The 23,703-nt window shown below is 64.6% G+C and carries 26 protein-coding genes; 14 read left to right on the forward strand and 12 right to left on the reverse strand.

What is annotated here, in order from left to right; genetic code table 11:
* Window positions 1-20: 20 nt before the first annotated feature.
* From CI41S_RS28890 to CI41S_RS28920, 7 genes are all read left to right on the forward strand, one after another.
* Window positions 21-578, forward strand: coding sequence for a sigma-70 family RNA polymerase sigma factor (locus CI41S_RS28890; protein ID WP_139862651.1), 558 nt, complete (start codon window positions 21-23; stop codon window positions 576-578).
* Between the two features lie 134 nt (window positions 579-712).
* Entirely contained in the window at window positions 713-1,000 is a 288-nt protein-coding gene (locus CI41S_RS28895) for a hypothetical protein (RefSeq protein ID WP_139862652.1), read from the forward strand.
* Between the two features lie 112 nt (window positions 1,001-1,112).
* Window positions 1,113-1,862 carry a cation efflux transmembrane domain-containing protein gene (locus CI41S_RS28900; protein WP_139862761.1) on the forward strand — a complete coding sequence of 250 codons (750 nt, stop codon included), beginning with the start codon at window positions 1,113-1,115 and terminating at the stop codon, window positions 1,860-1,862.
* Window positions 1,863-2,144: 282 nt separating this feature from the next.
* Window positions 2,145-3,113 carry a Bug family tripartite tricarboxylate transporter substrate binding protein gene (locus CI41S_RS28905; protein ID WP_139862653.1) on the forward strand — a complete coding sequence of 323 codons (969 nt, stop codon included), beginning with the start codon at window positions 2,145-2,147 and terminating at the stop codon, window positions 3,111-3,113.
* Entirely contained in the window at window positions 3,110-3,610 is a 501-nt protein-coding gene (locus CI41S_RS28910; RefSeq protein WP_139862654.1) for a tripartite tricarboxylate transporter TctB family protein, read from the forward strand. Before CI41S_RS28905 ends, CI41S_RS28910 begins: the two co-directional genes overlap by 4 nt.
* Window positions 3,611-3,639: 29 nt before the next feature.
* Window positions 3,640-5,109, forward strand: a complete 1,470-nt coding sequence (locus tag CI41S_RS28915; RefSeq protein WP_172628240.1) for a tripartite tricarboxylate transporter permease — start codon at window positions 3,640-3,642, stop codon at window positions 5,107-5,109.
* Between the two features lie 192 nt (window positions 5,110-5,301).
* Complete coding sequence (locus CI41S_RS28920) at window positions 5,302-5,907, forward strand: 3-keto-disaccharide hydrolase (protein WP_244626727.1); 606 nt, start codon at window positions 5,302-5,304, stop codon at window positions 5,905-5,907.
* 40 nt (window positions 5,908-5,947) lie between these two features.
* Here CI41S_RS28920 and CI41S_RS28925 read toward each other — a convergent pair whose 3' ends face one another.
* Window positions 5,948-7,687 (reverse strand): winged helix-turn-helix domain-containing protein, encoded by a 1,740-nt coding sequence (locus tag CI41S_RS28925; protein WP_139862656.1) that lies wholly within the window; start codon window positions 7,685-7,687, stop codon window positions 5,948-5,950.
* Between the two features lie 107 nt (window positions 7,688-7,794).
* Here CI41S_RS28925 and CI41S_RS28930 point away from each other — a divergent pair, with 107 nt between their 5' ends.
* Window positions 7,795-8,265: a YybH family protein gene (locus CI41S_RS28930; RefSeq protein WP_139862657.1), complete on the forward strand. Its 471-nt coding sequence runs from the start codon at window positions 7,795-7,797 to the stop codon at window positions 8,263-8,265.
* Between the two features lie 50 nt (window positions 8,266-8,315).
* Here CI41S_RS28930 and cax read toward each other — a convergent pair whose 3' ends face one another.
* The 5 genes from cax to CI41S_RS28955 all read right to left on the reverse strand — a co-directional run bounded on the left by cax (window position 8,316) and on the right by CI41S_RS28955 (window position 12,311).
* Window positions 8,316-9,416 carry a calcium/proton exchanger gene (gene cax / locus CI41S_RS28935; RefSeq protein ID WP_139862658.1) on the reverse strand — a complete coding sequence of 367 codons (1,101 nt, stop codon included), beginning with the start codon at window positions 9,414-9,416 and terminating at the stop codon, window positions 8,316-8,318.
* A gap of 81 nt (window positions 9,417-9,497) precedes the next feature.
* A complete protein-coding gene (locus CI41S_RS28940) occupies window positions 9,498-9,842 on the reverse strand; it encodes a hypothetical protein (protein ID WP_139862659.1) in 345 nt (114 codons plus the stop codon).
* A gap of 121 nt (window positions 9,843-9,963) precedes the next feature.
* Window positions 9,964-10,155: a hypothetical protein gene (locus CI41S_RS28945; protein ID WP_175607166.1), complete on the reverse strand. Its 192-nt coding sequence runs from the start codon at window positions 10,153-10,155 to the stop codon at window positions 9,964-9,966.
* Between the two features lie 219 nt (window positions 10,156-10,374).
* A complete protein-coding gene (locus tag CI41S_RS28950; RefSeq protein WP_139862660.1) occupies window positions 10,375-11,814 on the reverse strand; it encodes a DUF1254 domain-containing protein in 1,440 nt (479 codons plus the stop codon).
* A gap of 200 nt (window positions 11,815-12,014) precedes the next feature.
* Window positions 12,015-12,311, reverse strand: a complete 297-nt coding sequence (locus CI41S_RS28955; protein WP_244622293.1) for a hypothetical protein — start codon at window positions 12,309-12,311, stop codon at window positions 12,015-12,017.
* Window positions 12,312-12,768: 457 nt separating this feature from the next.
* Between CI41S_RS28955 and CI41S_RS28960 the strand changes: the two genes are divergently transcribed.
* Window positions 12,769-13,971 carry a DUF418 domain-containing protein gene (locus CI41S_RS28960; RefSeq protein WP_139862661.1) on the forward strand — a complete coding sequence of 401 codons (1,203 nt, stop codon included), beginning with the start codon at window positions 12,769-12,771 and terminating at the stop codon, window positions 13,969-13,971.
* Between the two features lie 10 nt (window positions 13,972-13,981).
* On the opposite strand, the gene CI41S_RS28965 is transcribed toward CI41S_RS28960, so the two are convergent.
* From CI41S_RS28965 to CI41S_RS45205, 6 genes are all read right to left on the reverse strand, one after another.
* Window positions 13,982-14,335 (reverse strand): DUF2200 domain-containing protein, encoded by a 354-nt coding sequence (locus tag CI41S_RS28965; RefSeq protein ID WP_139862662.1) that lies wholly within the window; start codon window positions 14,333-14,335, stop codon window positions 13,982-13,984.
* Between the two features lie 16 nt (window positions 14,336-14,351).
* A complete protein-coding gene (locus CI41S_RS28970; RefSeq protein ID WP_139862663.1) occupies window positions 14,352-14,801 on the reverse strand; it encodes a GNAT family N-acetyltransferase in 450 nt (149 codons plus the stop codon).
* 69 nt (window positions 14,802-14,870) lie between these two features.
* A complete protein-coding gene (locus tag CI41S_RS28975; protein WP_139862664.1) occupies window positions 14,871-17,156 on the reverse strand; it encodes a TonB-dependent siderophore receptor in 2,286 nt (761 codons plus the stop codon).
* A 231-nt stretch (window positions 17,157-17,387) separates the two neighbouring features.
* A complete protein-coding gene (locus CI41S_RS28980; RefSeq protein ID WP_139862665.1) occupies window positions 17,388-17,990 on the reverse strand; it encodes a tetratricopeptide repeat protein in 603 nt (200 codons plus the stop codon).
* Window positions 17,987-18,694: a hypothetical protein gene (locus CI41S_RS28985; protein ID WP_139862666.1), complete on the reverse strand. Its 708-nt coding sequence runs from the start codon at window positions 18,692-18,694 to the stop codon at window positions 17,987-17,989. The genes CI41S_RS28980 and CI41S_RS28985 overlap by 4 nt, the downstream gene beginning before the upstream one ends.
* A gap of 28 nt (window positions 18,695-18,722) precedes the next feature.
* A complete protein-coding gene (locus CI41S_RS45205; RefSeq protein WP_347339274.1) occupies window positions 18,723-19,268 on the reverse strand; it encodes a winged helix-turn-helix domain-containing protein in 546 nt (181 codons plus the stop codon).
* On the opposite strand from CI41S_RS45205, the gene CI41S_RS28995 reads away from it, so the two are divergent.
* From CI41S_RS28995 to CI41S_RS29015, 5 genes are all read left to right on the forward strand, one after another.
* Window positions 19,254-19,646: a hypothetical protein gene (locus tag CI41S_RS28995; protein ID WP_139862667.1), complete on the forward strand. Its 393-nt coding sequence runs from the start codon at window positions 19,254-19,256 to the stop codon at window positions 19,644-19,646. The two genes, CI41S_RS45205 and CI41S_RS28995, sit on opposite strands and share 15 nt — an antisense overlap.
* 296 nt (window positions 19,647-19,942) lie before the next feature.
* Entirely contained in the window at window positions 19,943-21,244 is a 1,302-nt protein-coding gene (gene glyA, locus CI41S_RS29000) for a serine hydroxymethyltransferase (RefSeq protein WP_139862668.1), read from the forward strand.
* A 69-nt stretch (window positions 21,245-21,313) separates the two neighbouring features.
* Window positions 21,314-21,796 (forward strand): transcriptional regulator NrdR, encoded by a 483-nt coding sequence (nrdR, locus tag CI41S_RS29005; protein WP_139483155.1) that lies wholly within the window; start codon window positions 21,314-21,316, stop codon window positions 21,794-21,796.
* Window positions 21,793-22,944: a bifunctional diaminohydroxyphosphoribosylaminopyrimidine deaminase/5-amino-6-(5-phosphoribosylamino)uracil reductase RibD gene (gene ribD / locus CI41S_RS29010; RefSeq protein ID WP_139862669.1), complete on the forward strand. Its 1,152-nt coding sequence runs from the start codon at window positions 21,793-21,795 to the stop codon at window positions 22,942-22,944. Before nrdR ends, ribD begins: the two co-directional genes overlap by 4 nt.
* Complete coding sequence (locus tag CI41S_RS29015; protein WP_139862670.1) at window positions 22,944-23,552, forward strand: riboflavin synthase; 609 nt, start codon at window positions 22,944-22,946, stop codon at window positions 23,550-23,552. Before ribD ends, CI41S_RS29015 begins: the two co-directional genes overlap by 1 nt.
* Window positions 23,553-23,703 lie beyond the last annotated feature (151 nt).

A 23,703-nucleotide genomic window follows, 5' to 3' on the forward strand; every position in this document is an offset into this window, starting at 1 on the left:
GACTGCGATGGCCAGCCAATATGACCACCAATGAAAACGAGCTCAAGACGCTGATGCTGGCGAGCCAGCGTGGCGAAGCGGAAAGCCACGGCGTGCTGCTTGCGAGGCTCGCGCCGCGTCTTCGCGGCTACTACAAGCGCAGGCTGATGGGATTCGGACGCAGCGCGGAAGAGGCGGAAGACCTGGTCCAGGAAGCCTTGCTGGCGATCCATCTCAAGCGCCACACCTACGATCCCGAGGCGCTGTTTACGCCCTGGCTGCAGGCGATCGCACGCTACAAGCTGATCGATTACCTCCGCACCAACAGGAAAGCGCGGATGAACGTTCCGATCGACGACCATCACGAACTGATGGCGGCGGACGATCACGCCTCGACAGAGAGCACGCATGACATGGCAAAGCTGCTCGGTCGGCTACCGCGAAAGACGCGCCGGGCGATCGAGGCGGTCAAGCTGGATGGAAAGAGCGTAGCGGAGACCGCGGTACGCTATGGCATGTCGGAGTCCAACGTGAAAATCAGCGTTCATCGCGGCCTGAAGGCGCTGGCTTCTCTCATTCGCGCGGACGGCGACGCCTGATGGCAAACCCACCTTTCAACTCCGCGCGTGCTGCATCTTCACCTCAGCGTGAGCGTGTAACCCAGTGGAGAAAAGCTCCGAATTCCCTTGCAGGAGCGCGCATGGAGCGCCCTTCAAGGAAAACGGAGCAGACGATGCTGACGAAGTTCACCAAACCCATTTTCACGCTCTCACTTCTGACATCGCTGGTGGTGGCGACGTCCGCAACCGCGAATGCCGGAGCGACGAACTCCGCTAAGCGCAATTGGTCGAACGAAGTGGATCCCGCTTACCGCTCGATCGCTGCGCGACATGCAGGGCGTGACGCGTTCGCCGCGATCGGCCGGACGGCCGAGCCTGTCGCCGCGCTTACCGAGGATGGCAATGCCTGGCGCTATTCCGGCGGCCCGAAATCGCCTGTTCCGCCGTCGCGAGACTTCTAATGCAGGCCTTTGGCCTATGCTCGGTCCCCGGCAGTTGCGTTGGTGATGCCACGTTTTGAAGGTCTTGATCTGCCTTGGCCGCGGGTCGATATTGCGGGTGGAAGGGAGACTCATGAGCGACCGTTGCTGCCAGCAAGAAGCGACCGAGTGCTGCGCTCCTCCCGCACTTGTGCTGCCCCCGAAAGCCCAGGCAGGGTCACCGGCTCGTCTCGCCGACGTTTCGTGCTGCTGCGAAGGTGGCGTTCCGGTCTTCGACGGTCTTGATGTCAGCTACAAGCGGGTGCTGTGGACGGTCATCGGCATCAACGGCGCAATGTTTCTGGTGGAGACGATCGCGGGGCAGTTGGTCGGCTCGCAGGCGCTCAAAGCCGACGCGCTCGACTTCCTCGCCGATACCGTCACCTATGGACTGAGCCTTGCGGTGATCGGCGCCACCCTGCGGACGCGCGCGTCCGCAGCGCTCCTGAAGGGCGTGTCGCTCAGCCTGATGGCGTTGTGGGTGTTCGGCTCGACCGTCTACCAGACGCTGGTTCTTGGCGTTCCCAAGGCCGAGGTGATGGGGGCGGTCGGCATGCTGGCGCTGGCGGCCAACCTGACCTCGGTGCTGCTTCTGCTGTCCTACAAGGACGGCGACGCCAATGTCCGCTCGGTCTGGCTCTGTTCGCGCAACGACGCGATCGGAAACATCATCGTGATGGTTGCCGCCCTCGGCGTCTGGGGAACGGCCACGGCGTGGCCTGATCTCGCGGTGGCCGCGGTGATGGCGGGCATCTTCCTCACCTCATCGATCCAGATTCTGCGGCAGGCGTGGGCCGAGTATCGCGGGGGCACGACGGGCATGCCGACGGCGGCGTCTCGCTGACCGAGCCGCGCGCGTGATGCTGACGCGAGTCGGTCTGGCCAGCCGGGGCGCCCTGCACGAATGCAAGCGGAAAGCCCTCGTGGTGGGTGCGACGATTTGCAGCACCACCTTGTCGGGCCGCTGACTTGCCGAAGGCTGTGGCGAATGGTCGCTAGGAGACTCCAACGCGACCTCGGCAAGCGATTCCTCCACCAGGGTGCCGCTTCCGGTTGACGCTGCGACCACGCAAGAAGGCTGCGGCCAATGATTGATCGGCCGCTTCGTAAATCAGGAGGAAGCCCCATGATCTCGTCCCACATGCGCCTGTTCGGCGCGGTCGTCGCGCTGTTGCTCGGGGCGAGCGGTCCGGCGCCGGCCCAGCAACTCGAACTGAAGATCATGGCGCCGGCAGCGCCCGGCGGCGGATGGGATCAGACCGCGCGTGCGATGCAGCAGGCGCTGGTCGCCGCCGGTGTCGCGCGCAGCGTCCAGGTCACCAATGTCGCCGGCGCCGGCGGCAGCGTCGGCATCGCGCAGTTCGTCAACGGCGCCAAGGGCGACGGTAACCAGATGATGGTGAACGGCTTCGTCATGGTCGGCGCGCTCGCCATGAACAAGTCGCCGGTGACGCTCGAGCAGGTGACGCCGATCGCGCGCCTCACCGAGGAAATCCAGGTCATCGTGGTGCCGGCGAATTCGCCGCTCAAGACCGCGCAGGATCTCGCGGCCGCGCTCAAGGCCGACATCGCCAAGGTGACCTTTGCCGGCGGCTCGGCCGGCGGTGTCGACCACGTGATGGCGGCGCTATTCGCCGGCACGGTCGGCGCCGACGCCAAGAAGATCAACTACATTCCGTTCTCGGGCGGCGGTGAATCGCTCGCCGCGATTCTCGGCGGCAAGGTCACCGCGGGCATCTCGGGCCTCAGCGAATACGAGGGCCAGATCAAGGCCGGCAAGCTGCGCGCGCTCGGCGTGACCTCGGAGAAGCGCCTGCCGGGCTCCGACATTCCGACCTTCAAGGAGCAGGGCATCGATCTCGTGCTCGCGAACTGGCGCTCGGTGGTCGCACCGCCCGGCATCACGCCGGAGCAGCGCAAGACGCTGAGCGACGCCGTGGAGAAAATGGCCAAGTCCGACGCCTGGAAGGAGATCCTCAAGCAGAAGGGCTGGGATGACGCCTATCTCAGCGGCGATGCGTTTAGCGATTTCCTGAAGAAGGAGATCGTCCGCGTCACCGACGTGCTGAAGTCGGTCGGCCTCGTCAAGTCATGAGCTCGGAGGGCGCTCCCGGCGATCATCCGGGCGGGGCGGGGCGGCGCGTCGATCGCGCCGGCCTCGTCATCGCGGCGGCGCTGGCCGCGCTCGCTGCGGTGCTGGTGTGGGACGCGAACAAGCTGCCGGCCACCTCGATGTACGGGATGGGGCCGGAGGCGATGCCGGTCGTCATCGCCGTCGGCCTCGTGCTGCTCGCGATCGGCAATCTGATCGACGCGCTGCGCGGCAACCTGCCGCCGCGCGAGAGCATGGATCCCAAACCGGTGTGGCTGATCATCGTTGGCCTGGCGCTGTTGATCGGCATCATCGGCTTCGGCGGCGGCTTCATCCTCGCCACCTCGGCGCTGTTCGTCACCACGTCGGCGGCGTTCGGCCGCCGCGCCGTCGTGGCCGACAGCGTGATTGCGCTCGTGCTGACCACGCTGATCTATCTCGCGTTCGACAAGCTGTTGACGCTGAGCCTTCCCGCCGGGCCCCTGGAGCGACTGCTGTGATCGATACTTTTGCCGCGTTGGCGCATGGCATGGCGGTCGCCCTCCAGCCGATGAATCTGCTGTATGCCCTGATCGGCGTGTTCCTCGGCACCGCGGTCGGCGTGCTGCCCGGCATCGGCCCGGCGCTGACCGTCGCGCTGCTGCTGCCGGTGACCTACAAGCTCGATCCCGGCGGCTCGCTGATCATGTTCGCCGGCATCTATTACGGCGGCATGTATGGCGGATCGACCACCGCGATCCTGATCAACACGCCGGGCGAGAGCGCCTCGATGGCGACCGCGCTCGAGGGCAACAAGATGGCCAAGGCCGGCCGCGGCGGGCCGGCGCTGGCGACCTCGGCGATCGGCTCGTTCGTCGCCGGCACCATCGCCACCATCGGGCTCGCGTTCCTCGCGCCATGGCTGGTGGATTTCGCGGTGCGCTTCGGCCCGGAGGATTATTTCGCGCTGATGTGCGTCGCCTTCGTCACGGTGTCCGCCACCTTCGGCGACTCGCCGGTCCGCGGCCTGACCAGCCTGTTCATCGGGCTGACGCTGGGGCTGATCGGCATCGACAAGCTGACCGGGCAGGCGCGGCTGGCGTTCGGCATCCCCGAGCTGCTCGACGGCGTCGAGGTGACGACGCTCGCGGTCGGGCTGTTTGCGGTCGGGGAGGCGCTTTATGTCGCCTCGCGCCGGCATCACGCCGAGGAGAAGCTCGAGCCGGTGCGCGGCTCGCTGTGGATGACCAGGGAGGACTGGAAGCGGTCTTGGAAGCCGTGGCTGCGCGGCACGCTGTTCGGCTTCCCGATCGGCGCGCTGCCCGCAGGCGGCGCCGAGATCCCGACTTTCCTTTCGTATTCGACCGAGCGGCGATTGACAAAACATCCCGAGGAATTCGGCAAGGGCGCGATCGAAGGCGTCGCCGGACCCGAGGCCGCCAACAACGCATCGGCCGCCGGCACGCTGGTGCCGCTGTTGACGCTCGGGCTGCCGACCTCGGCCACCGCCGCGATGATGCTGGCGGGCTTTCAGCAATACGGCCTCAACCCCGGGCCGCTGCTGTTCGCCGAACGGCCCGATCTGGTGTGGGGCCTGATCGCCAGCCTGTTCATCGCCAACGGCATGCTGCTGGTGCTCAATTTGCCGCTGGTCGGACTGTGGGTGCGGCTGCTCGCGATCCCGCAGCCCTGGCTCTATGCCGGCATTCTGGTGTTCGCGACCATGGGCACCATCGCCGCAAAGCCGTCGGTGGTCGAGCTGTCGATGCTGGCCGGCTTCGGCATCATGGGCTTTCTGATGCGCCGGTTCGATTTCCCGATCGCGCCCGTGGTGATTGGATTGATCCTCGGCCCGATTGCGGAAAGCCAGCTGCGCCGCGCGCTGGCGATCAGCCTCGGCGATCCGATGGTGCTGCTGCAAAGCCCGATGTCGGCGACGCTGCTCGGCATCGCCCTGATCGCGCTCGTGGCACCGTTCGTGCTGAAGGAGCTGCGGCGGTTCAAGGCCAACGAGGATTAAGGGCGCCCGCAATCCCGTGACGTCGTGCCGATCAAAAAAGGCGGTCTCTGACGCCGCCTTACCGCTTCCTTGTGTCGAGGCCTGCGGGTGGTCGCTATTCAGCCGAGCATCCGGAGCCTAGCCAGAGTTTGCGCAGGATCCTATCATCGGGCGACCGCCAGCAAATCGGCGGAATCCAGGGAGGAGTCGATCATGCCAATGCGACTGCAGCGTTCATTGCTATGTGCTCTTGTCCTCGTCGCCTCGGGTTTCGCCGTGCTGCCGCAGACCAAAGCCGAGGAGGCGGGCTGGATCACGCTGTTCGACGGCAAAAACCTCGAACAATGGGATCAGGTCGGCAAATCCAATTGGCATCTGGCGGACGAGGTGGTGGTTGCCGACAAGATGGACGGCAAGGATGCCGGTTATCTCGTCAGCAAGAAGCCGTACAAGGACTTCGTGCTGCGCGTCGAATTCTGGCCGAGTGACGATGCAAACAGCGGCATTTATTTCCGCTGCCTCGATGCCACGAAGATCACCGACCGTACCTGCTATGAAGCCAATATCTTCGACCAGCGCCCCGATCCGAGTTACGGCACTGGCGCTATCACACGCTACGTCGAGATCAAGACCATGCCGAAGGCCGGCGGCAAGTGGAATACGTTCGAGATCACGGCGAAGGGGCGCGACATCACGGTGGTGCTCAACGGAGAGAAGACGGCTGAACTGAAGAACGGCATGTTCGATGAAGGCGCGATCGCCCTGCAGCACGGCGCGGGAACGATCAAGTTCCGCAAGGTTCAGATCAGGCCATTGTAAGGGGCGCCATTGATTTCAGTTCGTTGTGTACCCGCGAAGGCTATTCTGGAAGACCAGCCTTGCGAAGTCCCTCGTGCAAACGAGCCTCGTCATCTGACTGCGCAAGCGCGATCGACGCAAGAAATCGCGAGATCGTAAAGTTAGGCCGAAGCCTCAAGGTCGCGGAGGCGGCCGCCTTCGCCTCGTCTTCAAGGCCGAGCCGCGCTGCTGCAGCGGCGTGCCACACGCGTGCCTGATAGACTGCCGGCAGGCGATCCACGGCCGTGCGGCTTGCCTCCAGCGACTCCTGGTAGCGGCCGGCGAGATAATAGGAATTGGCGAGATAACTGTAGTAGATCGGTCGATGCAGCGGATCGAGACGAAATATCTGCCCTAGCATCGCGATGCTCTCCTCCGAGCGGCCGGCGTGAGCAAGCGCGAGCGCGTAGCGACCATCCGCCATATTGGGGTTAAGGTCAGCCGCGCGCCGAAAGGCGCTCAGTGCGTCAAGCCGCCGCTGTCTCCAGTGGAGAACCCAAGCGAGCTGCGAATGCGCCTCCGGAAGCGTCGGGTCGGCCGTGATCGCGCGCTCCGCCAGGGCCAGAGCCTCGTCGCTCGCGACGGGACTTTGAAACTCGTCGGCAAGCTCCGCCTCATTGTTGGAGACAAGCCATGCGCGGTTGTAGGTGTCGGAAAGCGCCGTGAGAGTTGGCGCGTAGCCTGGGTCAAGCCGCACAGCCTCGTTGAGGGCTCGCCTGGCGCTCAGCAGGCGCCGACCATACTCTGCTGCCGTCGGGCTGGAATCGACGCTGGCGAGCAGGGCGCGGCCGCGCAGAAAGAAATCGTAGGCTCCGAGAGACCGCGGTCCCTTCCGTTCGGCGCGTTCAAGTTCAACCTGCGTGATCCGGGAGAGCAGAACACCGACAATGCGGCGGGCCAGGTCATCCTGCAGGGCTACGACATCAGCAGGCGGGCGTTCATAAAGGTCGGCCCACCGTTGCACACCGGTCTCGGCTTCCACCAAACGAGCCGACACCCGCAATTGTCCCTGGTCGCGCCGCACCGCCCCAAGAAGAAGGTAGCGCACGCCCAACCGCCGTGCTGTCCCACGCAGATCCGTCGTGCCCTTGAAAGAGGACGCAGATTCGTTCGCGATGACAAAGAGTTCGGAAAACTTGGATAAGCGAACCGCAATGTCTTCGGTAAGCCCGTCGCTGAAATAGTCTTGCTCCTTGTCGCCTGCGACGTTGGTAAAGGGCAGAACCGCGATCGAGGGACGCTCCTGCTGTGCGTCCCCGCTTGCCATCTTCTGCCAAACGCCAATACCAACGAGCAGCAGGCATGCCAGCACTCCGCCAACCAGTGCCAGCAGGGCAGGGCGTCCGCGCCCAATGATCCATGGAGGCCTCTTCTCCGCCGCGACCTTGGCGACGATCGTCTCGGCAGCTTCACTTACAGGCACGGCAAGCACATAGCCGCGGCGGGGCAGCGTCTTGATGATGTCCTGAGCCTCATCGTCGAGTGCCTGGCGGATGTCGCTGACGCATCGGCTCAGCGATTCGTCGGTAACTGTGATGCCCTGCCAAACAGCCTGCGCAAATTCGTCTCTGGACACAGGCTCACCGGCGGCGGCAAGCAGCTGGCACAGGACGTCAAAGCTCTTCGGACGAAGGGCGATCCGCCGCCCATCGCGCGTCAACGTCCGGCGTCCGGCGTCGAGGATGAATGGCCCAAAGCGCATCGGCCGCAGAACACCAGGCGCGGGCCGCGCCCGTTCATCTCGGCTTTCAGACCTTTTCATGGTTTTTCAGCATGCCTTTCAGGACTTTAGCTCAGGCACCTGCTCTTTGTTCCTAGCCTACTCTTGCAACGCAACCTTTGAAAGACCAATCGAAAAGGGAGAGCCTCATGCTGCTACATCGCGCCTGTTGCCTCGGTTTTTCCGGAGCGATGCTCTTGTTGACCGCGCAAGCTTTCAGCGCCGACAACCCGGATGTCGCCAAGCTCACGACCGCCAACTCGGCCTTCGACGCTGCCCTGTCGAAACGCGACCTTGCTGCGCTCGACGTCATCTGGGCTCAAGATGACCGCGTCAGCGCTTTTCACCCGTCGAGCAAGGCCACCATCGTCGGCTGGAGCGCCGTCCGTCGGAGCTGGGAAGGCGCCTTCGGAAATTTTCCTGAGATCTCGGTTGAGATGAAGAACCCGCACATTCGCGTCACGGGAAACATGGCGCTGGTCACCGGTACCGAGACCTTTCGCGGCAAGCGTTCGAACGGAGAAGTCGTCGAGTTCCTCGCGCCCACGACCAACGTCTATGAAAAGCTCGGTGAACAATGGGTTCTGGTGCATCATCACGCTGGACGCGCGCCACAATAGGTCTCCGTGAACATGCGTGCGAATCTACCCGCACCGGCGGGCGACGCGCTTCATCCCTGACCCGCCGGCGGGACGACATACAGCGTCAGTGCAAACACGGCGTAGATGAAGATCAGCAGCGCGCCGACGAACCAGGCCGAACGTCCGCTGGTGGTGATGAAGCTCGCCGTCACGGTTGCGATCATCACCATGGTGACGGCGCCTGGCCAGAACTGCAGGTCCATCGGCGTCGGCCCCACGAGGTAGCTGAGCAGCACCAGCGCCGGCGCCACGAACAGCGCGATCTGCGAGGCGCTGCCGAGCGCAATGCTGACGCTCATGTCGAGCCGGTCCTTGCGCGCCGCGGCAAAGGCGACCGCGAATTCGGCGGCGGCGCCGACCAGCGAGACGATGATGAAGCCGACGAAGGCCGGGCTCATCCCGAAGGTTTCCGCGGCCTTCTGCACGGATTCCACAAAAATCTCGCTGACCAGCGCGACCAGCACGGTCACGACCAGGAGCGTGCCGACCGCCAGTCCGATCGGCCAGTGCGCCTCCTTTTCGTCGCCATGCTCGACGCCCGCAAACAATTCCTTGTGGGTCTTGAGCGAGAACAGCAGGCCGAGCGCGTAGGCGGCGATCAGCAGCACCGAGATGCCGATGCTAAGCGTGTGAATGACCCCGCTGTCCTTCGGCAGGTGATCGAGGTCGGCGACTGCCGACGGTGCGAGCAGGGCGACGGTTGCCATCAGCAGCAAGCCGGAGGAAAGCCGCGCGCCGGCGCGGTTATACTCCTGCACGTGGTAGCGCAGGCCGCCGAGCAGCAGGCAGGCGCCGAGCATGAACATCGCGTTGGTGACGATCGCGCCGGCGATCGACGCCTTCACCAGCATGTACTGGCCCGCGCGCAGCGCCGTGATGGCGATGATCAACTCCGTCAGGTTGCCGAGCGTCGCATTGAGCAGCCCGCCCACGGCATCGCCGGTCCTGGCGGCGACCGCCTCGGTGGCGTGGCTGAGCAGGGCCGCCAGCGGCACGATCGCCAGCACGGCGAGCACGAACAGCAAGGTGTGGGAATGCGGGGCGGCCGTCTCGGCCAGCAGCACGATGGGCACGAAGGCCAGCATCCAGAGCAGGGGGGTGTCGCGGATTTCCCTGAGCAGAGTTTGCATGCCGGCCGCCCTTCCCATCGATGCGCGGATGGAAGGTCCGGCCGGACGGCAGGGCCGGCATTGATCTAGCTCAACGCGGATCTAGCCGCGTGGACCGGGCTGCGGTGACGGCGACGCGCCGGGTTGTGGCTGCGGTGAACTGGACGACGAGGGCGGACTGGAAATGGGCTGCTGATCTCCGGCACCGTGCGGAATGCACGTTCCGGCGTTGGCGAGGAGCCGTCTCGCCTGCAGGTCACGGGCCTTGGAATAGTCGCGCCGCTTCGGGATGTTCTCCGCCGCCCAGCGATCCCACGCCTCGAATGCATCGGCGTAGTGCTTGCGCATCTGTTCTTCGGCCGACATGCAATCGGCGAACTTCTCGAACACCAAATCCGTGTTCACGGGCGTCATGCCGCCGACCAGGACCACAAGCATCCATTTCATGGCGATAATGCCTTCGGTATCGCCCCAATGATCGCGGACGGCGACAGCCGCCCGGACGGCGGCAGTCCATCAAGAAAGGCCGCCAATTCGATTGGCAGCCTTCCTGTTCGTTGCCGGATCGTCAGCGCCAGTACCGGTGATGATGCCGCCAGCCATAGTGGTGGCCGCGGTACCAGCCGTAGTGGCGACCGCGGCCCCAGCCGTAGTGATGGCCGCGTCCGCGATGGCCCCATCCGTGCCCATGTCCATGACCGCCGCGAACCTGGATGACAGCGTCATCCTGGGCTGCCGAGGGGGCTGTCAGGGGCGCCATTCCCAACCTCGCGGAAGCGGGGCCGACAAGCGCCAAGATCAGCAACGACACCGCTGCTGTCATCCACCTGATGTATCTCACCGACGAATTCCTCCCGCGCGGGATTGCGCGGGATGCAAAGCCAGCAGCGCGTCATTTGTTCCAATTGGGGTGCCATATAGTTCCGGATATGGCTCTGGCTTGCGAACGGCGCCATCGGCGGCCGGATCAACGCGCCCCCTAGCTGGTTGTCACCTTCCGTACGGGGGGCGGCTTCCAGGTCCCGTTGATGATCGACGGCGACCGCTCATTCGGCCAGTACATGCGCAACATCAAGATGAACTTGCCCGCAGGGGCGGGCAGCCAGTTGCTCTCCTTGTCAGGACCCGGGTTTTCCTTCTGGATGTAGAGATCAACCGAGCCGTCTGGATTGGATTTGAGGTTCTGGCGAGCACTGATCGACTGACGGTTGATTGGATTGGGCACGAAGAAGTAGTTCTCGTCATACATTGTGAGCGACCAGAAGCCGCCGACCGGAGGAAGCTGCCCTTTTGGAAAACGCATGACGTACTTGTTGCTGCCGAAGTAATCCTTGTCGTCGGCGTCCTTCTGCGATGATGGATAGCACGCATCCTGAATTCGATTGGCGCCGAGACCGATTGCCGTGATGAGCGCACGGTTGAGATAGTTGGTGCCATAGATGCCGGCTTCGCTATCGAAAGCCCAGCCGTTCACGTTCCGGATCGCCTTGTTGACCTTGAATTGCAGCATGATCCGGTCGAACGCCACTTGCGGGACCCGCTTGGCGAACGCGACGTCGAATTTGCTCGCATCGAAATCCCTGCCGGGGACCAGCCCAATCTTGGCGAATTTGGCGACCTCGGCCGCGTCGGCGGAGGCTGGCGGATTCTGCTTCATGAGTTGCGCAAGAAGGGTGAAGTAGGCCACGGCGTCCAGACGGTTGACTTGATCGCGAACAGCCGTCTTCATGTCGATTGAAGCATCGACCTTGCCTGATGGGGGCGTATACGACTTGCCGTATGCGCTGAGCGGCACGAGCTTGAACGCGTCCTGCGCGGCGTGCACGGCGGCATAGTCCTCCGGCGTACCGGTGCAGTAGATGCGGCCCAATATCCAGACGATGCTGGTGGGGGATTTGTACTCCTTGACACCTGCGGGAAGCGTTCCCTTCCAGTTCGGTCCAGTAATGGCGTAGGTCTGCGCCTTGGTGCCGGTCGTGCGCTTGCCGGGCACCTGGAAGACGTTGGTCCAGCCATCCAGCATCGGAAAAAGGAAGTAACGGTCCTTCATGTCCGGCATGCTCAAGACCCAGGGCTCGTTCCCCACGTCGATCCAGGCTAACGTGTAGAGGGTATCGGCATTGGGCGCCGTGACATCCCTGAAACTGGCGTCCGGGTACTTGCGGGCCTTGACGAATTGTCCCATCGGCGCGCGTGTGCCTTCCGGGCTCGCGACGTTCGTCATGATCCGACGCGTCATCTCCATCGTCACGAGTGGATATCCGTAGATATACGCATCTTGGGCGAGCCAAAAATCTTCGCCGCCCTCCAACGCCCGAACAACCGGACCGTCAAAATCGGCGCGTGCGGATCGAGACATTCCGAGAGACGAAACCGCGGCACTCAGCACCGCAAGCGCTTGACGACGATCGATCGACATGAAGAGCCCTCCTGACCTCATTCGGACGATAACGAGACGAGTTTAACCTTGGCTTGATTTACATCAATGCCATGTTGCGTCGCTGCAGACGCGCGCCGGCCGTCTGGGTGGGATGGGCCAAAAGGGAGACAGCAACAGTCAATGACCCGGCGGAGACCGCCCGAAGGCCGTCTCTCGCTTGGGACATGAAAAGCTTCCTCTCAGATCTCGACCTGGACGGAAAGATTGGAGCGTACCCAATCCGCTTGCCCGGCCTTCAACCGCTTGGCCTGAAATTCAGTGAAAGCCGGATCGTTACCAATTGATGCCAGGCTGCGCCCGTAAGCCTCGACGCTGTCGAAGCGAGCCACGAACGCGTAGTTGCCGACCTCGCCACCGATCACCGACCAGTAGCTGACGTCGGCCCCGTGTTTTCGCCAAAGCACCGCAGCTTCCTTTGCGAGCCCCAACACGGTCGCAAGATCGCTGCCGGGCCTTGGATGCGAAACGAACTGCATAACGACTGCAGGCATCTTCCCCTCCATAAATAATTAGGTGTCAAAAAATTGCCCGTTGGGGCCATTCAAACACCGGGGAGGGTTTCAAACGGGTCAGCCCCAGGCTTGATCTGGATCAATCCTTTTCCGGCTTCGCGGCAGCGCGTTCCTGGTAGCAGGCACGCTCGGGGGACGGGGCGCAGGGCGGTTTCCTTGCCGCCGGTTGGGCAGGGCGGGGCTGCGCGGGTCGGCTTTCTTCTTTGCGGGCTTCGTGACGCCCGGGCCCTGATCCTGGGCCGGCGCCGGCGGTGAAAAACAGGGGATAGTCAGGGCCAGACAGAGCGCGATGAGGATAACTCCCATCGGTAATCTCTCGGATGAAATATAAGGGTGCAGTCGGCAATCACTGGTTACCCTGCCCAAGCCGACCGCCACCGGCAATTGGAAAATCCTCGGCGCCGGCGGCCGAGATGGTTTGATGATGAGCGCACCAACCTGCGTCCGACCACCCGGCCCGGTGAGGCCATCGGACCGCATCGACAGTATCGACGTGCTCCGCGGCGTCGCGCTGCTTGGCGTGCTCGCCATCAATCTCGTCATGGAATTCCGGGTGTCGATCTTCGAGCAGTTTCTGCCTGCGTGGCAGCAGCACGCAGGGAATCCGCTCGACCGCGCCGTTGTGGCGATCCTGATGCGGGCCGTCGATTTGAAGGCGTTTGCACTGTTCTCGCTGTTGTTCGGCGCCGGGCTTGCCATTCAATTCGAGCATCTCGCGGCGAACCCGCGCCGCGCGCGCCTGCTGTTTCGCCGGCTGATCGTGCTGCTGGTGTTCGGGTTGCTGCATCTGTGCCTGATCTGGAACGGCGACATTCTCACTGAATACGCGCTCGCGGGACTGATCGTCCTGCCGTTTCTGCTCGGTCCGCGCTGGCTCGTGGCAGGCGGCGCGCTGACGTTTCTCGGCGTCTATCTCGCGATGCAGCTATGGCCGCCGCCTGGACTATTCCCCAGCCTCGGCGCGATCGAACTCGATGTGCAGCAGGCGAACCGGATTTATGCAACGGGCGGTTTCGGCGAGGTCCTGAAATTCCGGCTTGGTGAAATCCCCCTGATCATCCCGCTGCACGTCTACATGTTCCCGCGTACGATCGGGCTGTTTCTGCTCGGCGCGTTCGCCTGGCGCAGCGGCGTCCTGCGCAAGCCGCATCAGCGGCTGCTGGTCTCGACCGGGGCTGTCTGCGTCGGCCTCGGCGCGCTGCTTGTGCTTGCCGGCGCCGGCGACATTCTCGCCGCTGCCGGCAGCAGCAGGCTCGCAACGCCCCTTGGCACAATCGTGCTTGCGCTCGGCTACGGCGCAACCATCGTCGCGGCAGCCAACACGGCGCGTGGAAAGGCCTGGCTCGGATGGGCCGCGCCGCTCGGCCGCATGGCCTTCACCAACTACCTTGCCCAATCCGTGATCTTCGGCTGGATTTTCTACGGTTACGGCCTCGGCCTGTTTGGCCGCCTCGGCGCCGCCGCAGCGCTGGCGATCGGTCTCGCCGTCTATGTCGCCCAGGTGATGTTCAGCGCATGGTGGCTGCGCCGCTACCGATACGGTCCGATCGAGTGGTTGTGGCGAACGCTGATGTACGGCGCGTGGCAGCCGATGTCGCTGGCGCCGCTCAAGCCCGCCGCGTAGCGCGTGGGCATCATTCCTTCCGCAAAATCTTGTCCATGGCTTTGCCGCGCGCCAGCTCGTCGATCAGTTTGTCGAGGTAGCGAATTTCGCGCATCGTCGGCTCCTCGATCTCCTCCACCCTGACGCCGCAGACCACGCCCGTGATCAGGGCGCGCGACGGATTGAGGCCGGGGGCCTTGGCGAAGAAGGTCTCGAAATCGGTTTTCTTCTCCAGTTGGGTCTTCAGTTCCTTCGGGCCGTAGCCGGTCAGCCAGGCGATCACCTGATCGACCTCGGCTTTGGTACGTCCCTTCTTCTCGGCCTTCGCCACGTAGAGCGGGTAAACGCTTGCGAAGCTCGTGGTGTAGATCCGGTGTTTCGCCATCAGCTGCTCCGGGAAGTTAAGGCCGGCGTATTTCGAAATAGGTCTTGCCGCCGCGAACAAAGCCCGCTTGCTCGTAGAAGCGCAAGGTGCTCTCTCGCTTCGAGCCGGTCGCCAGCAGGACCTTGTAGCAGTCGGCCTGCCAGGCAAGATCGATCGCATGGGCAAGAACCCGCCGGCCGAGCCCGAGCCGACGATAGTCGGCATGTGTGACGACATTTTCGATCACCGCATAGGACCTGCCGCCGCGCGACAGGTTGGGCACGATCGCGAGCGTGCAGGAGGATACGAGCAGGTCCGCGGCCTGCGCCACGATCACGGTCATGAAGTCCGATGCGAGCAAAGTCGACCAGACGCGCTCGGCCGTCGCCGTGTCCAGCTCGGGATCGTGCGGATGGAGGTGCTGGTAGAGGTTCAGCACCTCAGGCAGATCGTGCTGTGCCGCGGTGCGGACAATCGCTTCCGTCATATGCTCCATCGACCGCCCCCTTCGTGGAGGCGGACTTTAGCAAATCCCGGAGAGATTCGGCGGCTCAGCTCACCATTTGTAGGCGAGGCTCGCGGTGATGCGGCGGCGGTCGCCGTAGTAGCAGGAGCTGATCACCGCGCAGCTCGCGACGTAGATCTTGTCGGTCACGTTGACGACGTTGAGCGCGGCGCGCCAGTGGTTGTCCCATTCGTAGTGCAGAGCGAGATCGCCGAGCACGAAGGAGGGGACCTGCGCGGTGTTGGCCTGATCCGCAAACGACGAGCCGACATAACGTACGCCGCCGCCGAAGCCGAAGCCGCGCAACGGGCCCTCGCTGAACGTGTAGTCGGTCCAGACCGAGGCGAACTCGCGGGGCGTGTTGGTCGGCACGGTGCCGACCAGCGCCGGATTGAGGTCCTGGCTGACGAACAGGTCGTAATTGGTGTAGCTCGCCACCAGCTTGAAGTCCCGGGTGATGTTGGCGACCGCCTCGAGCTCGATGCCGCGCGAGGTGACTTCGCCGTTCTGGACCTGGAACAGCGGGTTGTTCGGATCGGTGGTCAGTGCATTTTTGCGCTTGAGGTCGAAATAGGCGACGCTGAAGCGGGCATTGAGCCCGACCGGCTCGTACTTGATGCCGACCTCGGTCTGCTCCGACGTCTCCGGCAACTGCAGCTGGCCGGCCGCATTGAGGCCGATGATCGGATTGTAGCCGGTCATGTAGGAGACGTAGGGCGCGACGCCGAAGTCGAAATTGTAGATCGCGCCGACGCGGCCAGAGAATTTGCTGTCCTCGCGGCTCTGGTCGGCGCCGATCCGGTTCTGGTTGACGAGATCGACAAAGTCCTGGCGGCCGGACAGTACCACCGTCAGGCGGTCGAGCTTGACCTGGTCCTGCAGATAGACCGCGGCCATGCCCTGGGTGAGATAGGCGTTCTGATACAGCGCGCCGCTGAACGGCGCGTTGACGCCGTAGACCGGGTTGAAAACGTTGAGATTGGTGCCCATGCCAAATCCCTGCCGGTCGTCGACGGCGTAATGCTTGAGATCGACGCCGAACAGCGCGGTGTGCTGCAACGGCCCGGTGTTGAAGCGGTACTCCAGCTGATTGTCGAGGTTGAACTGGTTGGCGACGCCGCGGGCATAGAAATTGCCGCGTGCGATATCGCCCGCCGCCGGCGTCGTGGCCCAGCCGAGGCCATAGAGGCCGGTGTAGTAGACGTCGACATGGCCGAAGCGCGCGTTCTGGCGGAAGTCGATGGCGTCGGTGAGATTCTTCTCGAACTGGTAGCCGAGCGTCTCCTGCTCGCGGCGGAACTGGTCGGCGCTGGGGTCGCCGATGAACAGGCTGGTCGGAATCCGGCCGAACGGCGCGTTGGTGACGGTGCCGACATAGGGCAGGAAGTTCTCCGCCCGCGTGTTGTTGTGCGCCGCCGTGGCGTAGACCGTGAGCTTGGTGTCGACGTCAGGCCGCCAGGTCACCGACGGGGCGAAGAAGAAGTTGTTGTCATAGGTGTAGTCGGTCTGGGTGCCGCCGCCCTGCACCTGGCCGACGAACCGGTACAGCAGCTGCGCGTTGCCGGGCTGCGGGACCGCGCCGCCGATGTCGAACGCGGTATAGGCGTTGCCGAAATTGTTGACGCCGGCCTCGATGTAATGCACCGGCTCGGCCTGCGGCAGCTTGCTCACCGCGTTGACGAGTCCGCCGGGTGCCGAGCCACCGTACAGGATGCCGGACGGACCGCGCAGCACCTCGACGCGCTCGAGGTTGAACGGCTGCAGCTTCCAGCTCGCATAGGAGGTGTAGAACAGCTGCAGGCCGTCTAGGAACAGCGACTCGTTCTGCGCCGGGAAGCCGCGGATCAAGAACCAGTCGTTGCGGAAATCGCTGCCATAGGTGCCGCCGATCACGCCGGGCGTGTAGCGCAGCACCTCGTCGAACTTGCTGACGATCTTCTGGTCGCGGATCTGCTCGGCGCCGATCACGGTGATCGATTGCGGGGTCTGGATGATCGGCGTGCTGGTCTTGGTGCCGCTGGCGCTGATGCGCGCCAGATAGCCGTTCACCGGGCCGGTCGCGGTCTCGCGCGCGCCGCGGCCGCCAGGGCTCGCGACCGGTGGCTGCGCGGCGGTCTGGGTCTGGGTTTGCCGCGGGGTGGCGGCGCGGCGCGAAGCACTGCCGGCGCGCGCGGCCCGTTGCGACGATTGCACCGGTCGCGCCGATTGCCGGCTTGGCGCCTCGACCGTGACGGGTGGCAGTTGCGATTGGGCGAACACCTCGTCCGCACTAATTACGCAAAAAGTCACCGTCGCCGAAACGGCAAACCGCTTCGGCCCCATCCACCTGCACGACATTTATTCCACGCTCCACGAAAAATATTGAGCGAGTCGTTAGCACGGTGATTTCTGGAAACCGGCGCTGCGCGCTTAGAACCTCTTCAAGCTGCGCGCAAAGCTTGCGAGTGTGACCGAGCGACAACGAAATGTCGCTTGCGTGCGCGGCATTGTCGCACGCATCGCGTGAGAGTTTTGAATCGATCCAGTCTTGAATGATTCAAATCACGCGCAGCTTCTTGCTGGAGCGACTCAGCCCTTAGGCACGCCGGCCAGACGCAATCCGGTAATCAACCGGTCGAGCCCGGTGAGATAGACCGGATTGTTGCTGAAGTTGCTGGCTTGCAAGCGCCGAATCGTGAAGCCCGGGTTGATCGAAAGGCCTTCCTGCGCAGCGCGTGTTGCTTCGTCCTCGATCCCGAGCAGGCCGAGCGCCGCCGCCAGCGCAAAGTGGGCCCGCGGCAGGTTGCGATTGGTCTCGATGCTCCGTCGCAGCCAATCGGCGGCTCTGGCATCCTCGGCCAGATAGATCAGCGCTTCGCCCATGAAGTACTTCATGTAGTACGCGTCGACATGATGCGGGCAGAGACGAAGTGCCTCCAGGATGTGGGCTTCGGCCTCGGCCGTCCGGCCGATGAAACACTTGGCGAAGCCGATACAGCCAAGGGCCGACGTCCTGCTGTGATCGAGCGCGATGGCTGTTTCGTAGGCGGCAATGGCCTGGTCGACCCGGTGCGTCAACGCATAGACGCCGCCCAGCACGAAGTGAGCGTGTGCGTTGTTCGGTGTCAAGGACAGCGCCTTGACGACGTTTGCCTCCGCCCGCGACAAGGTCGCGGCCGTGTCATCGGTCAAGAGAGAGAGAAGCACGCATTGACGTCGACGTTGGCCAGACCGGCCAGCGCGACCGTGTAACGATTGTCGATCGCGAGCGCGCGTTCGAAGAAGCCTCGCGCCACCACGGCGGACCGCGGGGTCAGCCCGTCACACAGGCTGGCCATGCCCTGTACGATCAGGTCGCCGGGGCCAGGAAACATCAGGCGCTCGGCGCGCCGTGCTTCATTGAGGACAACCTGGGTGGCGACGAGAGGGGCGAGCCGCCAAGCGATCTCGTCCTGCAGGTCGAAGGGATCAACGACTTGCTTCTCAAAGCGATCGGCCCACACGTGTCTTCCGGTCTCAACATAGGTCAGCTGCACATTCACGCGGAGCCGGTCTCCGCTGCGCTGAAGCGAGCCTTCGAGAACGTAGCGGGCGTTCGCATCCCGGCCAGCCTGCCTGATGTCGATGACCTCGCCGGTGTGCGAATGCGGCTTGCGACGTGCCACGATGAACGTCAAGCCCGTGCGCGACAAATCCGTGATCAGGTTCTCGGTGACGCCGGCCGCAAACGCGGCCTGCTCGGGACCGCCGCCAATGCTGGTCAGCGGCAGCACCAGGATGGATAGGCGCGGCGCGGGTTTGCCGTCGGCTCGCGCCGCCCCCGTAGCGACGTCCTGGTCCGATGCGCCGTCGATCGTTGCGGGCTCGTCAGCGAGCGCGCGCGAGGAGGCTGCCATTTCGTCCGCACCGGCGCGCGGTTCGACTTCATTTCATCGGCGCAACGAAGCGGAAGCCCCGCCGCGGCAAGGTCCTGATCAGCCGCTGCTCATTGCCGGAATCGCCGATCGCGCTCCGCGCGACGTTCAACCTGGTGGTAACAGCCGCGTCGGACACGGCGCGGCCGTTCCAGATCGCGTCGATCAGCTCGTCCTTGGTGACGACCCGATCGCGGTTGCGGATCAGGTAGCTGAGCAGATCGAACACCTGCGGGGCGATCGAAACCAACTCTGCGCCGCGACGCAATTCGCGGGTCCCGGTGTCGAACGCGTAGCCATCGAAATTGTATTGCAAGCGGCGCGCTCCCCTCGGGCGCTTCCGATCCAGCCGTGCCAATGCGTGACGCTGCATGATAAGGCGCCGGTGAGAAAAATGTAAGCCGGAGGTTAAGCGCGTCGCTCCCGCCTTGGCACAATGCATCGGAATCGAACACGCCGTCATTGGGAGCCTGACGTCATGGAATTCCCCGCGCAGGGCCGGGTTGTGGGTGCGCAGCGCGCCGTTGGCCGCGAGGGCGGTGTGCGCATCTGTCACGATCGATCTGCCGCGCTGCTCGTCGCCGCAATCGCGGTGGCTGCGACCGGTCCGGCGTCGGCTCACGACCCGCACAAGCCGGAGCTCAACGCCTGGTTCAAGAGCCTGAAGAACAAGGCCGGCGCACCCTGCTGTGACGGCGGCGACGGCGAGCAGGCGCGGGCCGAGTGGGACATGGGGAAGGCCGGCTACAAGGTCCAGTTGAAGAATCCGCAGCGGCCCGACGAGCCGGGGACCTGGTTCCTGGTGCCTGATACGGTGGTGATCCAGCAACCCAACCTCAGCGGCGCTGCCATGGTTTGGTGGTGGCCGTCCTACGACATCGACGGAACGATGACCCCGCAATGGCGCTGTTTCATTCCGGGGCCGGGGAGCTGAGCGTTCCCGCGAGGTCGGAACAGCGGCTCGCCGGAACTGCCGTGCTGCATCGGCGCGACGTCACCGGGGTGGCCGCCGGCGGCCCCCGATCCCTCGCCTGGGGCTAGACGAGGAGGGGGCCGCCGCCCTCGCAATCCCCGCCATCCCCACCATATCTGGCATAATTGGCAGCGGGGGACCGCAACCGCTTGGCCATTGTGGGCCAATGTGATAACTCTCCCGGGCCAGCTTCGACCGCCACTCGTGACCGTCCGCACCCTCACTTAAGGGCTTGCGGCGGTGGAGATATTTCGCCGATGACCTCTTCGACCAAGACCGCTTCCGCGCCCGATTCCTTCTTCTCGGCCGGCCTTGCCGAGGCCGACCCCGAAATCGCCGCCGCGATCAAGGGCGAACTCGGCCGGCAGAGCCATGAGATCGAGCTGATCGCCTCGGAAAACATCGTCAGCCGCGCGGTGCTGGAAGCGCAGGGCTCGGTGATGACCAACAAGTATGCCGAAGGCTATCCGGGCGCGCGCTATTACGGCGGCTGCGAATGGGTCGACGTCGCCGAGACGCTGGCGATCGAGCGCGCGAAGAAGCTGTTCGGCGCCGGCTTTGCCAATGTGCAGCCGAACTCCGGCAGCCAGATGAACCAGGCGGTGTTTCTGGCGCTGCTGCAGCCCGGCGACACCTTTATGGGCCTCGACCTCGCCGCCGGCGGCCATCTCACCCACGGCTCGCCGGTCAACATGTCCGGCAAGTGGTTCAAGGCCGCGCACTACACCGTGCGCCGCGACGACCAGCTGATCGACATGGACGAGGTTGCCAAGCAGGCCGAGCAGGTCAGGCCGAAGCTGATCATCGCCGGCGGCTCGGCATATTCGCGCGCCTGGGACTTCAAGCGGTTTCGCGAGATCGCCGACTCGGTCGGCGCCTACCTGCTGGTCGACATGGCGCATTTCGCCGGCCTCGTCGCCGGCGGCGTGCATGCCTCGCCGGTGCCGTACGCCCACGTCACCACCACCACGACGCACAAATCGCTGCGCGGCCCGCGCGGCGGCCTGATCCTCACCAATGACGATGCGCTGGCCAAGAAGCTGAACTCGGCGATCTTCCCCGGCCTGCAGGGCGGTCCCCTGATGCATGTGATCGCGGCCAAGGCGGTGGCGTTCGGCGAGGCGCTGCGGCCGGACTTCAAGGTTTATGCGAAGAACGTGGTCGAGAACGCCAAGGCGCTGGCCGAGACGCTGCGCGGCCACGGCCTCGACATCGTCTCGGGCGGCACCGACAACCATCTGATGCTGGTCGACCTCAGGCCGAAGGGGCTGAAGGGCAACGTCTCCGAGAAGGCGCTGGTGCGCGCCGCCATCACCTGCAACAAGAACGGCATCCCGTTCGACCCCGAGAAGCCGTTCGTCACTTCGGGTCTGCGGCTCGGCACCCCGGCGGCGACCACGCGCGGCTTCGGCGTCGCCGAGTTCAAGCAGGTCGGCGGCATGATCGCCGAGGTCTTGAACGCGCTGGCGCAGTCGCCGGACGGCAAGGCGCCGCTGGTCGAGGCCGCGATCAAGGAGCGCGTCAAGGCGCTGACCGATCGCTTCCCGATCTATCAGTAGGGCCGCATGATCCGGAAAAGTCGGCACCGGTTTTCCGAACAGATCATGCGCAAATAAAGGCTGGGTTGGATGCGCTGTCCGAGCTGCAATTCTCTCGATACGCAGGTCAAGGACTCGCGTCCGACCGAGGACTCCGCCGTGATCCGCCGGCGGCGGGTCTGCATCACCTGCAACTTCCGCTTTACGACCTTCGAGCGGGTGCAGCTGCGCGAGCTCACCGTGATCAAGCGCAACGGCCGCCGCGTGCCGTTCGACCGCGACAAGCTGGTGCGCTCGCTGCAGATCTCGCTGCGCAAGCGCCCGGTGGATTCCGAGCGGCTGGAGAAGATGGTATCCACCATCGTGCGCGAGCTCGAAAGCGGCGGCGAGGCGGAAGTCTCGTCGGAGGCGATCGGCGAGATCGTGATGGAGCATCTGCGCCAGCTCGACGACGTCGCCTATGTGCGCTTCGCGTCCGTCTACCGTAATTTCCGCGAGGCCAAGGACTTTGAAGCCGTGCTCGACGAACTGACCGGCGAAGAGGACCCGCGGGTCGCGACGTTGCGAAAATGATCTTCCGGATCCTGGAAGACCAGCTCGCGCAGAAGTCCAAAGAGGCCAAGGCCGCGGACCTGCGCTTCATGCAGCTTGCGCTTGCGCTCGGCCGGCGCGGGCAGGGGCGCACCTGGCCCAATCCGGCGGTCGGCGCCGTCATCGTCAAGGATGGGGTGATCGTCGGCCGCGGCTGGACGCAAGCAGGTGGACGTCCGCATGCGGAGGTCGAGGCCCTGAGGCGCGCCGGTGACGCTGCGCGCGGCGCCACGCTCTACGTCACGCTCGAACCCTGCTCGCATTTCGGCCGTTCGCCGCCTTGTGCCGATGCCGTGGTCGCGGCCGGACTTGCCCGCGTGGTCTCGGCGATCGAGGATCCCAATCCCGAGGTTGCCGGGAAGGGCCACGCCAAGCTGCGCGCCGCCGGCATTGCGGTCGATATCGGGCTGTGCGCGGCGGAGGCCGCGCGCGACCATGCCGGGCATTTCCGCCGCGTCAGGGACAAGCGGCCGCATGTGATGCTGAAACTCGCGGTCTCGTCCGACGACAGGATTGCCGCCGCCGGCTACCGGCCGGTCGCGATCACCGGCGACGTCGCACGGACCCGCGTGCATCTGCTGCGCGCGCAGAGCGATGCCATCCTGATCGGGATCGGCACCGTGCTCGCCGACGATCCGCTGCTGACCTGCCGGCTGCCGGGCATGGCTGATCGTTCGCCGGTGCGGGTGGTGCTGGACCGTGCGCTGCGAACTCCCGGCAGCAGCCGTCTGGTGCATTCCGCGCGCGAGACGCCGCTCTGGGTGCTGACATCAGACATGGCCGAGGCGCCTGCGGCGGTGAAGCTCGGCGCCGCCGGCGCGCAGGTGATCCGCATCACCGCGGCGGCGTCGGGGCCGGGGGTCGATCTGCCCGCCGTGCTGCACGCGCTGGCGGAGCGCGGCATCACGCGGCTGATGGTCGAGGGCGGGGCGCGGGTCGCGGCGTCCTTCGTAGCCGCAGGCCTCGTCGACGAAGCCTGGCTGCTACGCGGGCCCGAGGCCGTCGGCGCCGGCGGTGTTCCCGCGCTGGACGCATTGCCGCTGGCCGCAATCACGCAGTCGCCGGCCTTCCGCCTTCATGCTAGCGAGATGCTCGGCAAGGACAGTCTTTCGATCTACGAGCGGACCTAATGTTTACCGGAATTGTCACCGATGTCGGTGAGATCACCAGCCTGAAGCCGGTGGCGCAGGGGCAGCTGCACCGGATGCGGATTGCCTGCGGCTACGACCAGACCACGATTGCCGACGGCGCCTCGATCGCCTGCAACGGCGTCTGCCTCACCGTGGTCGCCTCCGGCACATCAGGCGGCAAGACCTGGTTCGATGTCGATGCCGCGGCCGAGACGCTCGGCATGACCACGGCCAAGCACTGGGGCGAGGGCGGCAGGCTCAACCTCGAGCGCGCGCTCAAGATCGGCGACGAGCTCGGTGGCCACATCGTGGCCGGCCACGCCGACGGCATCGCCACCATCGTCAAGCGCCATGATCTGCCCGACATGGCGCGGTTCGAGCTCAAAACCAGCCCCGAACTGGCGCGTTTCATCGCGGCAAAGGGGTCGGTGACGCTGGACGGCGTGTCGCTGACCGTGAACACGGTCGACGACGTGACCTTCTCGGTGCTGATCATCCCGCATACACTGCAGGTCACGACCTTGAGCGGCTGGAAGGCCGGCAGCGAGGTCAATATCGAGGTCGATCTGATGGCCCGCTACGCGGCGCGGCTGTCGGAGATGAAGTGACGGCGTAGGCCGTCACGAAGCTGTCGTGAGGCCGTCATTCCGGGGCGATGCGCCAGCATCGAACCCTCAGGTGCGCAATTGCGCACCGAGAATCTCGAGATTCCTGGTTCACGCTTCGCGTGCCCGGAATGACAATGTCCAGCGCATTCGC

The organism is Bradyrhizobium ivorense (genome assembly GCF_900696085.1).
GTDB classification, from domain to species: Bacteria; Pseudomonadota; Alphaproteobacteria; order Rhizobiales; family Xanthobacteraceae; genus Bradyrhizobium; species Bradyrhizobium ivorense.

What these genes read in the sequence shown, in the direction of transcription:
- CI41S_RS28890 (WP_139862651.1), top strand. Translation starts at nt 21, where the DNA reads ATGACCACCAATGAAAACGAGCTCAAGACGCTGATGCTGGCGAGCCAG.
- CI41S_RS28895 (WP_139862652.1), top strand. Translation starts at nt 713, where the DNA reads ATGCTGACGAAGTTCACCAAACCCATTTTCACGCTCTCACTTCTGACA.
- CI41S_RS28900 (WP_139862761.1), top strand. Translation starts at nt 1,113, where the DNA reads ATGAGCGACCGTTGCTGCCAGCAAGAAGCGACCGAGTGCTGCGCTCCT.
- CI41S_RS28905 (WP_139862653.1), top strand. Translation starts at nt 2,145, where the DNA reads ATGATCTCGTCCCACATGCGCCTGTTCGGCGCGGTCGTCGCGCTGTTG.
- CI41S_RS28910 (WP_139862654.1), top strand. Translation starts at nt 3,110, where the DNA reads ATGAGCTCGGAGGGCGCTCCCGGCGATCATCCGGGCGGGGCGGGGCGG.
- CI41S_RS28915 (WP_172628240.1), top strand. Translation starts at nt 3,640, where the DNA reads ATGGCGGTCGCCCTCCAGCCGATGAATCTGCTGTATGCCCTGATCGGC.
- CI41S_RS28920 (WP_244626727.1), top strand. Translation starts at nt 5,302, where the DNA reads ATGCCAATGCGACTGCAGCGTTCATTGCTATGTGCTCTTGTCCTCGTC.
- CI41S_RS28925 (WP_139862656.1), bottom strand. Translation starts at nt 7,687, where the DNA reads ATGAAAAGGTCTGAAAGCCGAGATGAACGGGCGCGGCCCGCGCCTGGT.
- CI41S_RS28930 (WP_139862657.1), top strand. Translation starts at nt 7,795, where the DNA reads ATGCTGCTACATCGCGCCTGTTGCCTCGGTTTTTCCGGAGCGATGCTC.
- cax (WP_139862658.1), bottom strand. Translation starts at nt 9,416, where the DNA reads ATGCAAACTCTGCTCAGGGAAATCCGCGACACCCCCCTGCTCTGGATG.
- CI41S_RS28940 (WP_139862659.1), bottom strand. Translation starts at nt 9,842, where the DNA reads ATGAAATGGATGCTTGTGGTCCTGGTCGGCGGCATGACGCCCGTGAAC.
- CI41S_RS28945 (WP_175607166.1), bottom strand. Translation starts at nt 10,155, where the DNA reads ATGGCGCCCCTGACAGCCCCCTCGGCAGCCCAGGATGACGCTGTCATC.
- CI41S_RS28950 (WP_139862660.1), bottom strand. Translation starts at nt 11,814, where the DNA reads ATGTCGATCGATCGTCGTCAAGCGCTTGCGGTGCTGAGTGCCGCGGTT.
- CI41S_RS28955 (WP_244622293.1), bottom strand. Translation starts at nt 12,311, where the DNA reads ATGCAGTTCGTTTCGCATCCAAGGCCCGGCAGCGATCTTGCGACCGTG.
- CI41S_RS28960 (WP_139862661.1), top strand. Translation starts at nt 12,769, where the DNA reads ATGATGAGCGCACCAACCTGCGTCCGACCACCCGGCCCGGTGAGGCCA.
- CI41S_RS28965 (WP_139862662.1), bottom strand. Translation starts at nt 14,335, where the DNA reads ATGGCGAAACACCGGATCTACACCACGAGCTTCGCAAGCGTTTACCCG.
- CI41S_RS28970 (WP_139862663.1), bottom strand. Translation starts at nt 14,801, where the DNA reads ATGACGGAAGCGATTGTCCGCACCGCGGCACAGCACGATCTGCCTGAG.
- CI41S_RS28975 (WP_139862664.1), bottom strand. Translation starts at nt 17,156, where the DNA reads ATGTCGTGCAGGTGGATGGGGCCGAAGCGGTTTGCCGTTTCGGCGACG.
- CI41S_RS28985 (WP_139862666.1), bottom strand. Translation starts at nt 18,694, where the DNA reads ATGGCAGCCTCCTCGCGCGCGCTCGCTGACGAGCCCGCAACGATCGAC.
- glyA (WP_139862668.1), top strand. Translation starts at nt 19,943, where the DNA reads ATGACCTCTTCGACCAAGACCGCTTCCGCGCCCGATTCCTTCTTCTCG.
- nrdR (WP_139483155.1), top strand. Translation starts at nt 21,314, where the DNA reads ATGCGCTGTCCGAGCTGCAATTCTCTCGATACGCAGGTCAAGGACTCG.
- ribD (WP_139862669.1), top strand. Translation starts at nt 21,793, where the DNA reads ATGATCTTCCGGATCCTGGAAGACCAGCTCGCGCAGAAGTCCAAAGAG.
- CI41S_RS29015 (WP_139862670.1), top strand. Translation starts at nt 22,944, where the DNA reads ATGTTTACCGGAATTGTCACCGATGTCGGTGAGATCACCAGCCTGAAG.